Origin of the sequence: Thermococcus piezophilus (assembly GCF_001647085.1) — an archaeon.
GTDB lineage: Archaea > Methanobacteriota_B > Thermococci > Thermococcales > Thermococcaceae > Thermococcus > Thermococcus piezophilus.
In genome coordinates this window covers 1,914,745-1,928,800 of record NZ_CP015520.1, presented here as the reverse complement: position 1 = coordinate 1,928,800, position 14,056 = coordinate 1,914,745, and the positions used below count along the sequence as shown (strand labels likewise).

Annotated in this window: 14 protein-coding genes and 1 CRISPR repeat array; of the genes, 2 read left to right on the top strand and 12 right to left on the bottom strand. The window is 46.3% G+C overall.

From position 1 onward, the window contains the following. Window positions 1–154 precede the first annotated feature (154 nt). Window positions 155–2,408: direct repeats of the CRISPR family, unit length 29 nt; unit sequence GTTTCCACACAATTCTGTCCTACTGAAAC. Window positions 2,409–2,900: 492 nt separating this feature from the next. From A7C91_RS10630 to A7C91_RS10575, 12 genes are all read right to left on the bottom strand, one after another. Further along, the gene (locus A7C91_RS10630) at window positions 2,901–3,896 is read right to left on the bottom strand and encodes a TIGR01177 family methyltransferase (RefSeq protein WP_068667339.1); all 996 of its coding nucleotides are present in this window, start codon (window positions 3,894–3,896) and stop codon (window positions 2,901–2,903) included. 175 nt (window positions 3,897–4,071) lie between these two features. After that, window positions 4,072–4,614, bottom strand: a complete 543-nt coding sequence (locus A7C91_RS10625) for a pyrroline-5-carboxylate reductase family protein (RefSeq protein ID WP_324609542.1) — start codon at window positions 4,612–4,614, stop codon at window positions 4,072–4,074. Between the two features lie 11 nt (window positions 4,615–4,625). Further along, the gene (locus A7C91_RS10620) at window positions 4,626–5,348 is read right to left on the bottom strand and encodes an HAD family hydrolase (protein WP_068667338.1); all 723 of its coding nucleotides are present in this window, start codon (window positions 5,346–5,348) and stop codon (window positions 4,626–4,628) included. Then, window positions 5,345–6,352: a histidinol-phosphate transaminase gene (gene hisC / locus A7C91_RS10615; protein WP_068667336.1), complete on the bottom strand. Its 1,008-nt coding sequence runs from the start codon at window positions 6,350–6,352 to the stop codon at window positions 5,345–5,347. The genes A7C91_RS10620 and hisC overlap by 4 nt, the downstream gene beginning before the upstream one ends. Further along, on the bottom strand, window positions 6,349–6,975 hold the full coding sequence (gene hisIE, locus A7C91_RS10610; RefSeq protein ID WP_068667334.1) for a bifunctional phosphoribosyl-AMP cyclohydrolase/phosphoribosyl-ATP diphosphatase HisIE: 627 nt from the start codon (window positions 6,973–6,975) through the stop codon (window positions 6,349–6,351). Before hisIE ends, hisC begins: the two co-directional genes overlap by 4 nt. Before the next feature lie 9 nt (window positions 6,976–6,984). Beyond that, window positions 6,985–7,743: an imidazole glycerol phosphate synthase subunit HisF gene (hisF, locus tag A7C91_RS10605; protein ID WP_068667332.1), complete on the bottom strand. Its 759-nt coding sequence runs from the start codon at window positions 7,741–7,743 to the stop codon at window positions 6,985–6,987. After that, complete coding sequence (hisA, locus tag A7C91_RS10600; protein ID WP_068667330.1) at window positions 7,737–8,426, bottom strand: 1-(5-phosphoribosyl)-5-((5-phosphoribosylamino)methylideneamino)imidazole-4-carboxamide isomerase; 690 nt, start codon at window positions 8,424–8,426, stop codon at window positions 7,737–7,739. The genes hisF and hisA overlap by 7 nt, the downstream gene beginning before the upstream one ends. A 1-nt stretch (window position 8,427) precedes the next feature. Continuing rightward, window positions 8,428–9,015 carry an imidazole glycerol phosphate synthase subunit HisH gene (hisH, locus tag A7C91_RS10595; RefSeq protein WP_068667328.1) on the bottom strand — a complete coding sequence of 196 codons (588 nt, stop codon included), beginning with the start codon at window positions 9,013–9,015 and terminating at the stop codon, window positions 8,428–8,430. Continuing rightward, window positions 9,015–9,545 carry an imidazoleglycerol-phosphate dehydratase HisB gene (gene hisB / locus A7C91_RS10590; RefSeq protein WP_068667326.1) on the bottom strand — a complete coding sequence of 177 codons (531 nt, stop codon included), beginning with the start codon at window positions 9,543–9,545 and terminating at the stop codon, window positions 9,015–9,017. The genes hisH and hisB overlap by 1 nt, the downstream gene beginning before the upstream one ends. Beyond that, window positions 9,542–10,669 carry a histidinol dehydrogenase gene (gene hisD, locus A7C91_RS10585; protein WP_068667324.1) on the bottom strand — a complete coding sequence of 376 codons (1,128 nt, stop codon included), beginning with the start codon at window positions 10,667–10,669 and terminating at the stop codon, window positions 9,542–9,544. Before hisD ends, hisB begins: the two co-directional genes overlap by 4 nt. Continuing rightward, complete coding sequence (gene hisG, locus A7C91_RS10580; protein ID WP_068667322.1) at window positions 10,644–11,276, bottom strand: ATP phosphoribosyltransferase; 633 nt, start codon at window positions 11,274–11,276, stop codon at window positions 10,644–10,646. Before hisG ends, hisD begins: the two co-directional genes overlap by 26 nt. Continuing rightward, window positions 11,276–12,163: an ATP phosphoribosyltransferase regulatory subunit gene (locus tag A7C91_RS10575; RefSeq protein ID WP_068667319.1), complete on the bottom strand. Its 888-nt coding sequence runs from the start codon at window positions 12,161–12,163 to the stop codon at window positions 11,276–11,278. Before A7C91_RS10575 ends, hisG begins: the two co-directional genes overlap by 1 nt. A 393-nt stretch (window positions 12,164–12,556) precedes the next feature. On the opposite strand from A7C91_RS10575, the gene A7C91_RS10570 reads away from it, so the two are divergent. Together A7C91_RS10570 and A7C91_RS12055 are read left to right on the top strand one after the other, a co-directional pair. Beyond that, window positions 12,557–13,081, top strand: coding sequence for a ferritin-like domain-containing protein (locus A7C91_RS10570; protein WP_068667317.1), 525 nt, complete (start codon window positions 12,557–12,559; stop codon window positions 13,079–13,081). A 553-nt stretch (window positions 13,082–13,634) separates the two neighbouring features. Continuing rightward, entirely contained in the window at window positions 13,635–13,898 is a 264-nt protein-coding gene (locus A7C91_RS12055; protein WP_234394394.1) for a DOMON domain-containing protein, read from the top strand. The last annotated feature ends 158 nt before the right edge of the window (window positions 13,899–14,056 follow it).

The window sequence follows — 14,056 nt, the reverse complement described above, 5'->3', positions numbered from 1 at the left end:
TATGTCGAAGACCTGCAGTTTCCACACAATTCTGTCCTACTGAAACACAACCCAATCAGACCATCCATATTGCTTCATTATCCAGTTTCCACACAATCTTCTGTCCTACTGAAACACGACAGGTACGACGGTTACGCGCTTGATGTTGAGATAGGTTTCCACACAATTCTGTCCTACTGAAACGTGAACGAGCTTAAGGAGTTAGTTACAGCATATGAGAGGTTTCCACACAATTCTGTCCTACTGAAACACGAAGTATTGGATGTGATGGGCGATGATTATTAGAATGTTTCCACACAATTCTGTCCTACTGAAACGGTTCTCACGACTGCTTTATGATGAAACCCCTGTATTTGTTTCCACACAATTCTGTCCTACTGAAACACATGCGAAGCTAAGAAGGAATAAGGACAACGTGGCGAGTTTCCACACAATTCTGTCCTACTGAAACTGGCAAATTTCCTGAAACCTTAATTGAGGACCTAAACCTGTTTCCACACAATTCTGTCCTACTGAAACAGGTATTCGGAGAGGAATCATTCAGCGACTACTACGAAGACCTGGCATAGTTTCCACACAATTCTGTCCTACTGAAACACAGCATATGAGAAGAGTAGATACGAAGCACAAGTAAAGGTTTCCACACAATTCTGTCCTACTGAAACAAGAGCCCGACGAAAGCTATATTTATGCAGATGAGCTGTTTCCACACAATTCTGTCCTACTGAAACTTAGGGTCAAGGTGTGGAGGGGTTCGTTCTTCGAGAAGTTTCCACACAATTCTGTCCTACTGAAACTTTGAAGTGTGGCACGAAGACAACGAAACAGTGAAAAGTTTCCACACAATTCTGTCCTACTGAAACAAGGACAAGGAATCAAAATAACACTATCAGGCCCCAAGTTTCCACACAATTCTGTCCTACTGAAACTTAGAAGAATTCACCGAAGACAAAATCGAGAAGATCCTCGATAACAGTTTCCACACAATTCTGTCCTACTGAAACGCGATGCATGAGAGGAAAGTATTTGTAAACTTGACAGTACAGTTTCCACACAATTCTGTCCTACTGAAACTTTCTCAGTAACTTTCTACGAGGGCACGGTAGAGTTCAGTTTCCACACAATTCTGTCCTACTGAAACAAAGTATGGGGAGGTGTGGTAAATATGTGCGGAATAAAGTTTCCACACAATTCTGTCCTACTGAAACCAAAATGATTAAAGCGATACGCAAAATCGACGAGATACGTCTCCACACAATTCTGTCCTACTGAAACCCGAAGCGGACGTCGTAGTTGTTGTTGATAAAATACCGTCTCCACACAATTCTGTCCTACTGAAACAAGTTGAAATGGAGATATACACAGACAAGATAATACTGGTTTCCACACAATTCTGTCCTACTGAAACTGAACTCGAACAAGTAATACACGAGCTCCGTGAAAAGAGTTTCCACACAATTCTGTCCTACTGAAACTTCATTGGCGGGCGAGCGTGCAGGAGGTGAACTACAAGTTTCCACACAATTCTGTCCTACTGAAACTCATAAATCTGTATCCTGTATCTCTCATATACGTTTCGGTTTCCACACAATTCTGTCCTACTGAAACTCAGCAGTTCATTACCGACTACTTAAGAACCAAAGCTAGTTTCCACACAATTCTGTCCTACTGAAACACTTGTACAGAAGCGTTCCATGCCATATCAATCTGACGTTTCCACACAATTCTGTCCTACTGAAACACAAACAGCTGGAGGTTTTTATCCATGCGTGTCGCTTGTTTCCACACAATTCTGTCCTACTGAAACATATGGCATCAACCCTCGCCGGGTGAAGAGAGAGTTCAAGGTTTCCACACAATTCTGTCCTACTGAAACCAGTGTACGACCGCAGGACCAGAATGAGAATGTTCAGGTTTCCACACAATTCTGTCCTACTGAAACCTTCTTCAGTCCAGTATCTATACCACTCACCACAGGCGGTTTCCACACAATTCTGTCCTACTGAAACTGGACCATTGCCATATGAAGCTCAGCCATCCCCTTAGTTTCCACACAATTCTGTCCTACTGAAACATCTCCTCACCATCAAGTATATCGCCAAGGAATACGGTTTCCACACAATTCTGTCCTACTGAAACATTTTCCAGCGGGTAGTTTTAGTGGTATTGTTACTGCGGTTTCCACACAATTCTGTCCTACTGAAACCAGAGACATCAACGAGCTCGAGGCACTACTAAGAAAGAGTTTCCACACAATTCTGTCCTACTGAAACCACTCCAAGAAGAACCTATTGTTGTGAACTTCGCTACGTTTCCACACAATTCTGTCCTACTGAAACAAAGCACAATTCTTAGAGCAACAGGACAACGAGTATCTACGTTTCCACACAATTCTGTCCTACTGAAACAGGACACTTTTTCACTCTGTTTTCCTAACAGAATGCTATGTAACCTCTGATATTTAAGTGTTTCTGGAAAGCTCTGCTGTGGAGCCCCTGGAAGCCCTTGAATCTGCCGCTTTTCCAGCCTTTTCTGGGGAGAGTGCCTTTTCTCTGGGGCCGAAATTCTCAATGTACTTTGCAGTGCATGAGGGTTCCAGAGCCCGAAGCGGCCCGTATTTTGGAGTGTCTGCCCGAATGCGGCAAGACTGTCAAAAACGTTCAATTATATCGGGGATCGGTACTTTTCGGCCGTCGAGCTGGCTTGATTGACATTCCGTCCGGAAATTGGTTACACTATGTGGCATATAATGTAACTTCTCGTTATGTTTTGTAAGTAATGCTTTCTGAATTCCACGGGGTTGTCTGCCCTTTTCCGGGGATGTAGTCTCTGTAAAACCCTCAAAGAGCCAAAAACGGGGCATAAAATATGATAGGGCATAATTTCGGGGCGATAGCCTCTTACTTCTTAAACACGTAGAAATACCTTTCTAAACTCTTATGCACGCGCTGGTAGTACTTGCCGACCAGCTTAAAGCCGACCTTCTCAGCCTCGGCTTCCCCATCGAAGCTCGTTGGAAAGGCTATCGCCAGCCTACCGCCGTCTTCAAGGACGTTGTAGATACTTCTCAGAGCCTTCCTGTAGAGCTCGTTGCGTTTTCTTCCGGCCAGAGTCGCCGAGGTTCCGTAGGGTGGGTCCGTGGCAACGGCTTCAAACTTCTTTCTTGGAAACATTTCCTCAAGCTTCGTGGCATCTCCGAGCCTGAGTTCGTAGTCCTTAACACCAAAGTGCTCGAGGTTGAGCCTTGTCCCTTCAACCATCTCGGGTTTTATGTCAATACCATAAACCTTCAGGCCGATTAAGCCGGCCTCCATCAGAATCCCGCCGGCACCCATGAAGGGGTCGAGGATTTCCTCCCTTGCCTTCGTCAGGTTTACCAGCGCCCTTGAAATCCTTGGGTGGAGTGAAACCGGCCGGAAGAACGGCCTGTGGTGGGCCTTTCTCCTTTCGAAGTCTTTGGGGTCAAAAAAGCGGTATCTTATCCCGGCATAGATTTTTTCGCCGCAGTAGACCTTCACAAGGGTGTCCGGTTTCGAAAGGTTCACACGGAAACCTTTGCCGTGTATCACAGCCCCCAGCTTCCTCGGGAGGTCTATGACATTGTATTTGCAGTTAGCCATGGTCTCTGTGTCCACCTTGAAGGTTCCGCTTATCGGCCACTCAATTTCTTTGGCTTTTTCCAGGAGTTTCTCTAGGGAGTTGGCCTCGATTAAGAGTTCTCCATACTCATGGGACAGGCCAAGGCGGTTTAGGTAAGGGAAAGCTTTCTTATCGGCGTCGAGCTTGAGGAACAGATAATCCTGACCCGCTATTTCACCGCCCGAGATCTCGAGCATAGCTTTAACTTCATCTCTGGCCATCTCTGGAAGGTTTCCGAGTATCTCCAGGTAGAGCATATTGGTCGCTTTATCCTTTCTTTTAAAAATTTGCCGCCGGACTTTACCAGGATATGGGCTTCATAATAGCGAGCAGAAGCAAGAGTACATCCCCAACGTGGAGGAAACTGTCGGTTATGTGGAGTGACAGTTCAGTCATACTAGGTACCGCGGGCACGTTATCTTCTATGTGTGTCTAAGAGCAAACCGAAAACTCAATGGAGATAAAAACTGCTGCCCTTGGCTGTAGAGCTACCAGTCCTTTCCATTTTATGGCATCCATGTGCTCCTCATCAACTTTAAGGCACTTTCCAAATGAGCTGAAGAGATTCTCGACGATTGTTATATCTTCTTCACTCAGCCCGTCCGATGTGTATGCCGTGAATGACTCTTTGATTAAAATGGCTATATTGGGCATTGCCCTCACGAACTTGGCTTTCGGTGCCAGTCGTTTGAGGCTTTTAAGGGGGATTCCTGCGGCCAGTGAAACCACGAGCTTGCCCATCATGACTTTCTCAATTTTCTCGAGGATCTCTGGCACTTTGTTTGGCTTGACCGCGATAAAAACTACCTCCTCCCCTTCCGCGGCCTCGACGTTATTCCTGATGACCCTGACGCCGTGTTCCTCTAACCACATGGCCTTTTCGATGCTCCTCCGTGTTGCGATTACCGAGTGGCCAGCTTCGGCCAGAGCCTTTGCTACCACCCCACCAATTGTTCCGGCACCTATAACCGTCACCTGCAAGCTGATTACCCCAATAAGCTCTCCAATAATTCATTAACGTTTTCAATATCTCTTCCAACCAAGACAAAGTCAAAATCCCTTTTGTATTCCTTTCTGTATTTTTCCACGAGCAGTTCGTCGTTCACGGTGTCCCCTATGTAAACTCCCCCTTCACCCCTGGTAAGGTGCCATATTGCCCTTGGATTGGGCTTCACGTAGAGCTCCCTCGTCACAGCCTTCTCGAAGTGGAAGCCTATGAGATTCTCCGCCAGCTCAAGCTCCAAGGCGCTTCTCCCAGTTATAACACCGAGCTTGAACCGCTTTTTGGCCATCTCGAGCAGTTCCGCCCTTACTATTGGCTTCTCTCTCTTCCAGAGGCCATCGAAGTCGAAGAGCCTTCCTGGGTAGTGCTCGCCGAGGTAGAAGGTGTTGAAGACTCTTTCTATGCTCCCGTTGAAGGGCCCCACTCCAAACCGTTCGAGGACCCAGTCTATGCCCTCCCCCTCGGGGAACTCTCCGAGGAGTTCCTCCACGTTCCCGGCCATGGCGAAGAGTATGAGGGCCTCGCTAACCTTGAAGTCGTCGCCAAACGCTCCCTTCCGTCTAAGCTTCCTTATCCACTCTAGCTTGATCCTCTTCTTAACCCCGAAGAGTCCGAGGAAGTACTCGACGGTGAGCTTGGTTGCCATGTCGTAGCTCTCTCTTACGTCGATTAAAACCCCATCAATGTCAAATATCAGCCACTTCATTTTATTCCCTCCACGAACTCCTTCAACGCTGCAATCAGCTCGTCGTTCTCCTCCCTTTTGCCGACGGTAACCCTTATGTGCCCCGTCAATCTTCCGCCGAGCTTTCTTACCACGATGCCCTTTTCGAGTAAAAATTCGTAAGCATTAAGCTTCATCAGGATGAAGTTGGCCTCGCTCGGATACGCGTAGTCCTTGAACTTCCGATAAATTCGCTCACGCTCCTTGATTATGTAATCGATGTTCCGTTTGACTAGATCGTAGTGGTCGAGCATGAACCCTGCTATCTTCATTGAGATGGAGTCTAGAGTAAAGGGCGGTTTGATTCGATGGAGGTGGTCTATTGTCTCTTCACTCCCGACTGCATAGCCAACTCTGACTCCTGCAAGCCCGAAGGCCTTTGAGAACGTCCTCAGGACTATTAAATTGTCGTACTCACTGATTAGATCCACGTTGCTGCCCTTTGCAAACTCTACGTACGCTTCATCCAAGACGACAGGAGCACCGGTTTCAAGAACGCTTATTATCTTTTCTCTATCTTGAGTGTTGCCCGTGGGGTTGTTTGGGGAGCAGATAAAGAGTGCCCTGGCGTTTTCCGCATACTCCTCGACGTTCTGAAGTCTGAAGTTCTCATCCATTGGGACATCGATTAAATTGATTCCTTCGAACTTTGCAAAGAAGCCGTACATCCCAAAGGTGGGGGAGCTTATGACTATGTGCTCCCCATCAAAGAGCTTCAAAATTAGGCTTATCAGTTCATCACTCCCGTTTCCAACGATTATGTTTTCTTTGTCAATCCCTAAAAACTCTGCTATCCTTTTCCTCAGCGGGTCAGCGGTGATGTGAGGGTATCTGTTGAAGGGAACCCGCTTTAGCTCTTCAAAAATCTCCTCCTTTATCTCCAGCGGTAAATCAAAGGGATTTTCGTTCTTATCGAGCCATATCCGGTAATTTCCCTCCAGGACCTTATACGGCCGGAAGGTCTTTACAAACTCCTTAATCCTCATTCCCTGCGCCTCCTCAGCTCGGTCATAATCTCGCCCAAACTTATGTCGTTGTATGCTAAGAGAACCAGGAGGTGGTAGAGCATATCAGCGGTCTCGTAGATTATCCTTTCCCTGTCCTCTGCGACGAGGACCTCGATGGCTTCCTCCCCGAATTTCTTGTAAATCTTCTCTTTCCCTTCAGCAAAGAGTTTTGAGGTGTAAGATCCATCGAGAAGCTTTTCCTTTCTCTGCTTTATCAGTTCTTCAAGCTCTCTTAGGATTGTGAGCGAGTAGTCTATCTCCTCTGCTATCCTCTCAGGTTCGCCAAGCTTCCGGTAAAAGCAGGAATAGTTCCCCGTGTGGCAGGCAGGTCCTTTGGGCTCGACGATTAAAAGCAACGCATCGTTGTCGCAGTCAACCCTTATCTCCTTCACGAGCTGGACGTTGCCACTGACTTCCCCCTTCATCCTAATTCTGTCCTGTGAGCGCGAGTAGTAGTAAGCATAACCCGTTTCAAGCGTTTTCTTCAATGCTTCCCTGTTCATGTAGGCCAGCGTTAGAACATCTCCTTCCGTGCTCTGAACAACAACGGGGACAATTCCGTTGCTCTTCTCCCAGTTGACCTTCCTAATCAGCTCCTCCATGCTACCACCTCAGTAGTCCAGCCTCACGGGTATGCCCCTCCCAGCCAAATACTCCTTCAGCTCCCTGACCCTGTATTTCCCGTAGTGGAAGATTGAAGCTGCTAAAGCAGCCTCTGTTCCAATCTTGAAAGCTTCGTAGAAATGCTCCGGACTTCCAGCACCGCCGGAGGCAATAACAGGAATATCAACGGCTTCAACAATCGCTTTAGTCAGCGGAATATCAAAGCCCTTCTGGGTCCCATCGGTGTCCATGCTCGTGAGCAGTATCTCACCGGCACCAAGCCTCTCAACTTCTTTGGCCCACTCTACCGCGTTAATCCCCCTCGCCTTCCTTCCCCCGTGGGTATAGACCTCCCAATATTTTCCATTCCACTTTGCATCAATTGCTATCACCAAATTCGCAGAGCCGACGACCTTTGCTGCTTCCCTCACGAGCTCAGGGTTGTTCACTGCGGCAGTATTGAGAAAAACCTTATCGGCCCCGCTCTTGATTATCTCTCTTATCTCTTCAACGCTCCTAATTCCTCCGCCAACTGTAAATGGGACATAAATTTCTTCAGCTATCCGTTTAACGAGGTCGAGCAGGATTTTCCTCTTCTCAAACGATGCCGTGATGTCGAGGAAGACGATCTCGTCTATTCCTTCTTCCTCATAGCGCTTCGCTAATTCTATTGGGTCGCCAGCATCTCTAATGTTCTGAAACTTTATTCCCTTGACGACTCTCCCTTCTTTTATGTCAAGAGCGGCTATAATCCTCTTTGCTAACATACCAGAACCTCCAGAAGCTCTTTCAGACTGATTTTACTCTCGTAAAGGGCTTTTCCCACTATTACCCCCGAGAATCCAATCTCCCTGAGCTTTAGCACATCATCCGCTCTCGAAACTCCCCCAGCGTAGATGAACTCCTCATCCTTCCAAAACCGCTCTATACTTTCTATTCCCATCAAAGTGCCATCCCTTTCGATTGCCGTGTAAATAAACCTTTTAACGTACTTTCTGAGCATTTCATAGGCTTCCCCAACACTTATTGAGCTCTCCTCAAGCCATCCCTTCACTGCTATTCTTCCACCTTTTGCATCCAAGCTGACAGTAATTCCTTCAAAATCTTCTGTTATCTTTTCTAAAAACTCCAAGTCAAAGGCCTTCGTGCCAATTACGACATTTTCGATGCCGATTTCATAAGCCTTTGCTATGCTCTCATAGGAGCGGAAGCCCCCTCCGACCTGGACTTTAAGCCCTGTTTCCTCTATTATTTGCTTAACAACATCGAGATTTTGAGGCTTTCCGATAAAAGCTCCATCTAAGTCCACTATGTGGATTTTGTCAACGTATTCGGCGAAACCCTTGGCTATCTCCACCGGGTCACCATAAACTTTCACTTTATCTTTCCTTCCTTTGTAGAGGCGAACCGCTTTTCCATCCATTAAGTCAATGGCTGGGTAAATTCTCATCTCACAACCTCCCGAAGTTTGCTAATAACCTCAATCCGGCTTTACCTGACTTCTCCGGGTGGAATTGAACGCCAAAGATATTGTCTTTGCACACTGCTGATGTGAAGATCACTTCGTTTCCCTTCGATTGATAATCCGTAACTCCTGCAATTATGCTCTCATCCGCTGGATTTACGTAATAGGAGTGGACAAAGTAGAAGTAAGCCCCGTCCCTTATTCCCTCAAAAAGTGGACAGTCTTTTTTCCGCCACACCTGGTTCCAGCCAATGTGCGGTGTTCTAACTCCCCTGAATCTCACAACGTTGCCCTTGAATACACCTAAGCCTTTGCCTTCGCTCTCCTCGCTCCACTCAAAGAGTAGTTGAAGCCCAAGGCATATGCCAAGGAACGGCTTCCCATCGTTTATGGCATCCAAGATGGCTCCCCTCAAAGGCTCAAGCTTCTCCATCACAGCTCCAAAGTTTCCAACCCCTGGCAAAACTATCTTCTCGGCTTTCTCTATTTCATGGGGGTCGCTTGTAATGACTCCATCCAAAGCTTTTCTCACGTTGGCCAGGTTACCAATCCCTAAATCGACTATGGCAATCATTAAAGCACCCCCTTTGTGCTCTCCAAACGCTCACCTTCGCTTAAAGCCTGCCTTAGAGCAACACCGAGTCCCTTAAATGTGGCTTCAACTATGTGGTGTGCATTCACTCCAGCTAATTGTTTCACGTGAATTGTTGCATTCAGCGTCCTCGCCAGCGCCCGGAGAAACTCTCTAACCAAAGTAACCTTAAAACCCTCTTCGCTCTCCTTGAAATCAATCTCAAGGTTGAGGTAGGGCCTCGATATGTCCACAGCGACCAGAACCAGTGCATCGTCCATCGGCATTATTGCACTTCCAAAGCGCGCTATCTTTTTGCCCCTAATTTTATCCCTGAGCTCTTCACCCAAAGTAATGCCCAAGTCCTCCCACAGGTGGTGCCTCAAATCATAGCTGGCTTTAACGTTGGCTTTCTCACGCATGTAAAAGAATAAAGCGGTGAGGAGGTGGTCGAACACTCTGTCCCCCGTCTCTATGCCTCCCTCAACGCCAATCTCTACAATTATGTCAGTTTCTTTCGTTTTGCGCCTCATTTTCTAACCTCCATGCTCCTTTTGTGCATTTCAAGTCCTTCAATTTCAGCCAATCTAATTCCGAGATAGCGCTCACTCAGGAATTCCTCCCTGCTCACGTAGGCCAAGCTAATCCTCTTCATGAAGTCCATTACGGTTAAAACTGAGCTAAACTTTGCCGCCCCTCCCGTGGGCAGAACGTGGTTAACGCCAAGAAAGTAGTCAGCTGCTGGCACCGGTGTGTATTCCCCGAGGTATATCGCTCCCGCGTTGTCTATGAGGCCAACCAGTCCCATTGGGTTCTCGGTGATTATCTCCAGGTGTTCTGGAGCTATCTCGTTGGCTTTTTCGGCACATTCTTCCAAGCTTTCACACAAGACAACCTCAATCCCATCCCTCCTGCAGTACTCCGCTAATTCATTGGAAGTCGTTAAAAGCCAAGCCTTGCTGTCTTTCCCGTGCTCTAATTGGGAAAGCAAATCGTACAGAACGTACTTTTTATCCGCTGTCTCATCCGCTATGACCGCTATCTCCGATGGCCCAGCTAAGCTGTCGATTCCCACAGCACCGAAAACCTGCCTCTTTGCTTCGTTCACGAACTTATTGCCCGGACCGAAGATTTTATCAACTTTCTTCATGCCAATGCCATATGCCATCGCTCCAATCGCTTGAATTCCACCGAGCTTGTAGACCTCTTTGATACCGAGGAGCCTTGCAACGTAGAGGACGTAGGGATTAACTTTGCCGTTTTTAGGCGGTGTTGTAACCGCTATCTCCTTAACGCCCGCTATCTTCGCTGGAACTCCAACCATCATGAGTGTCGAAGGCAGGGGTTTGCCTCCCGGAACGTAGATGCCGATTCTCCTAATCGGCTTGTAGATTATTCCATAAATTGATGCGTTTTTTATGTAGAGCTTGTCATTTTCGAGTTGCTTCTCGTGGTAAAAGCGGATTCTCTCTATTGTACGTTTGATAATCTCCTTATCCTTCTCTGGAATCTGCCCCTCTGCTTCTTCGAACTCCTCCTCACTTACCAGGAATTCGCCCTCGTAGCCGTCAAACTTCCTCGAGTATTCCTTTACAGCTTCAATGCCCCTTCTCCTTATATCCCTTAAAATTTCAGCCACATAGCTTTCCAGGTCCATCTTTGACAACCTCCTTAATTTTTAAAACAAGCTCGTTAATCTCCTTAAACTTCGTCTTCTGGGAGATTCTGTTCACCAAAAGTAAAGCCGAAACATCCATAATCTTCTCCACCTCAACTAAGCCGTTAGCCCTCAACGTGTTTCCAGTCTCGACTATGTCAACTATCGCGTCAGCAATCCCGATTTTTGGAGCGAGCTCGATGCTCCCGTGGAGCTTTATCACTTCAACGTCAACTTCATTCCTCTCGAAAAACTTCCTCGCAAGGTTTGGGTATTTGGTGGCTATCCTAAACCCGTCCATCTCTTCAACACTAACTGCATTTTCTTTAGGCATCGCTAAGCTTAAGCGACACTTCCCAAAGGGCAATTCAAGAGGAACAAGGACGTCACTTTCCCTTTCCTCAACGACATCACTTCCAGCTATGCCGACATCTATGCCATACTCTACGTAAACAGGCACATCAAAAGCCCTCGCAAGAAGAAGCTCATATTTACCATTTTGTACCATCAATTCCCTATTCTCCGGTGGCTTAAGCTCAATCCCAGCTTTTCTTAGAATTTCAAGCGAACCCTTGAATAATCGCCCTTTTGGTAGAACAAATCTCATTATTCCACCTCCACTGGAATGCCGAGCTTAACAAGTTCCTTTGCGAGCCTGTATGCTTCTTTCAGCTCTCCTCCGATTCTCTTTCTGCTCTTCTCTATCTTCCCGTCAAAGAGCTTTGAGAGTGCATCTAAGTCAAAGGCGAATCCAAAAGCACTGACTCCTTTAAATGTATACTCTCCGCCGCCTCCGAGCGGTTTTCCAATCTTTGGAGAATAGACCTCAAAGATTATGTCACTGTAGTAGGGCAGAGGCCGTATTGTTCCAAAGTCAATGAAGACTCTCTCATCGTCAACAGCCTCGATAATCTTGTTAAGCTTTTTGTATTTACAGCTCTTTCCTCTGAAATTAAAGAGTTGCCAGAGCTCTTCTTTCTTTTCCCCACTTATAGGTAATCTCTCGATGATTTCGAAGTTTCTTCTCGTCAAGGCTCTGAAGATCTCTGCCCTAAATTCTTCAATTCCTTCAATTGCTCCCTCCCAGACTTTTAAGCTGCCAACGTCAATGTAAAAGTCTTCAATGCCAAGCGCCTCAAGGGATGTTATAACAGCTAAAAGAACCTCGACCTGCATTTTGATGTCTTTTCCGCCAATAAACTCAACTCCAGCCTGCCATTTTCCTTTAATCCCCCCGTTTAGTACTTCGCTGATGTAATAGAGCTTAAGCTTCCTTGGCTCTTTGAGATTTGCCAGTATCTGGGATGTTAAATCTGGCTTTATTATATAAAATCCATTGTTGTAAGCGAACTTGGTTCCCTTCCTTAGCTGCTCGCTGAATTCTTCTATAGCTGGCAAAAGTATCTCTCTATAACCCCAGAGCTCAAATGTTCTCCTTAAATATTTTGTAACATAGGCTAACCTCTCTGATTCGGAAAGCAAATCCTTCTTCATAATAACCCCTCCGAGAACTTTTGAATGAGAACATCCCCTGCTAAATAGATCATAACCTGGTTAAATGTTCCAGAACAGTCAATGATGATGGCAGTAGCTCACCAGAAAAGCGGATATGTTACAGTAGCTCAACTTGGTGGATATAGTTTTTGAGTTTTTGAGCACTTTTCTGTCTTTCATGTTAATCCCCCCAGTCTGAGATTGGGGAGTGTTTGTTGCAGTATTTAAGCGTATCCAATGATTTTCTGTCAAGATGTCAGCAATGCGTGAGAATCTTGTCTTAATATATAAAACTGCGCGAAGAACTTGGCAGATATATATCCAAAAATGGCCGCCTATGAGTCTTCCGAAAATGTTAATAGACTTAAAAGCGAGATATATACGGTGATTTGCGTGGAGATAACAGATAAGGAAGTTTTTGAGATTTCCATAAACTCTGAGATTAGAGCCAAGGAGGCCTATGAGAAGCTTGCTTCTCTCGTCAAGAGCGACATAATAGGGGACGAACTCCTCTTCTTGGCCAAGGAAGAAGACAAACACAGGGAAATAATAGAGAAGATGGCCGAAAAGCTCACGGGCGAAAACGTTGAGCCCAAGAAGATAGAGATAGACATAATGGGGGAGTTCAAGGTCGTAGCCGAGAAGATGGCTGAAGCTATAAGCAAACCCGACGTAAACATCGACGAGATTTATGATATTTCCATGCAGGCTGAACTCGTCAGCGAGAAGCTCTACAAGGAACTGGCTGGCTATGCAGCCACCGAAAAGACCAAACTTCTCCTTGAGATGCTCGCCGACATGGAGAGAAACCACTACAATATGCTGAGGAAGCAGTACGACTACATAATGCGCTATCCTGAGATCTATAAGGGGGAGTTCTACGATCAGCTCATGAAGGACGTCAACTTCAACTTCTGAGCCCCGTTCACGTCACTCCATATAGCATAAGCCCAGGACACTGTAGATACTATACTTTACCTAAATTCCCAGCTTTTTGATCTTATTAAAAAATGCCCTATCTCAACAGGGACTGCAAAGCAAAAGTAGACAAGACTGGATTTTATTAAAAAGAATTATCCTTTTTATGTAACACTATGTACCAAATATGTGGGCGTATTTTTGGCAATGTCCTGTATTTGGGCACAAATTGTGTATAACTGTGATACCGGGAAAAAGTTTTATATATGTAGAAAGACTGATTATTTTAGGTGAACCTAATGAAGAGAACTTTGTTGGGTTTGATTTTTGTTTTTGTTGCTTTTCTGAGCGGATGCATATGCGGTAAGAGTACTTCAACAACATCTTCCTGAGTTTCTACGGCGACAACTCTAAGCGAGTGGAAAGCAGACGGCGTCATCGGGGAAAACGAATACTCCCATAAGCTCTCACTTGCTGATGGCAAGTTTGTTGTACACTGGAGGAACGATGGGGGTACCTCTACGTGGCCATCAAGGGGCATACGACGGGTTGGGTGGCAATAGGGTTTGAGCCCAGCGTTGCAATGAAAGATGCTGACATGATCTTCGGCTGGGTGCAGGATGGTCAGATCGTGGTCATGGACACGTACTCGACGGGAACCTATGGGCCTCACCCTTCTGATGAAGAGCCGGGCGGAACGAACGATATTCTGGCCTTCGCTGGAAAAGAGGAGAATGGCTACACCGTTATAGAGTTCAAGAGAAATCTTGATACGGGCGATCAGTATGACAAGGCCTTCAAGCCAGGCAGAAGATAAACTTTGTTTCTGCGATGGCGGACAGCGACAGCTTTGCCCAAAAGCACAACATAGCCAGGGGAAATGGTGAACTCACGCTGGATTAAAGCTGATAATGACTATACCCCCAAGATGGTGATTCCAATGGAGCCATTCCAGATACATGCCATAATCCAGAT

Excerpts from the sequence above, each read along its gene's own strand:
- hisD (WP_068667324.1), bottom strand. The coding sequence starts at position 10,669 with ATGGACCTGGAAAGCTATGTGGCTGAAATTTTAAGGGATATAAGGAGA.
- hisB (WP_068667326.1), bottom strand. The coding sequence starts at position 9,545 with ATGAGGCGCAAAACGAAAGAAACTGACATAATTGTAGAGATTGGCGTT.
- hisIE (WP_068667334.1), bottom strand. The coding sequence starts at position 6,975 with ATGGAGGAGCTGATTAGGAAGGTCAACTGGGAGAAGAGCAACGGAATT.
- hisH (WP_068667328.1), bottom strand. The coding sequence starts at position 9,015 with ATGATTGCCATAGTCGATTTAGGGATTGGTAACCTGGCCAACGTGAGA.
- hisG (WP_068667322.1), bottom strand. The coding sequence starts at position 11,276 with ATGAGATTTGTTCTACCAAAAGGGCGATTATTCAAGGGTTCGCTTGAA.
- A7C91_RS10630 (WP_068667339.1), bottom strand. The coding sequence starts at position 3,896 with ATGCTCTACCTGGAGATACTCGGAAACCTTCCAGAGATGGCCAGAGAT.
- hisC (WP_068667336.1), bottom strand. The coding sequence starts at position 6,352 with ATGAGGATTAAGGAGTTTGTAAAGACCTTCCGGCCGTATAAGGTCCTG.
- hisA (WP_068667330.1), bottom strand. The coding sequence starts at position 8,426 with ATGAGAATTTACCCAGCCATTGACTTAATGGATGGAAAAGCGGTTCGC.
- A7C91_RS10620 (WP_068667338.1), bottom strand. The coding sequence starts at position 5,348 with ATGAAGTGGCTGATATTTGACATTGATGGGGTTTTAATCGACGTAAGA.
- A7C91_RS10575 (WP_068667319.1), bottom strand. The coding sequence starts at position 12,163 with ATGAAGAAGGATTTGCTTTCCGAATCAGAGAGGTTAGCCTATGTTACA.
- hisF (WP_068667332.1), bottom strand. The coding sequence starts at position 7,743 with ATGTTAGCAAAGAGGATTATAGCCGCTCTTGACATAAAAGAAGGGAGA.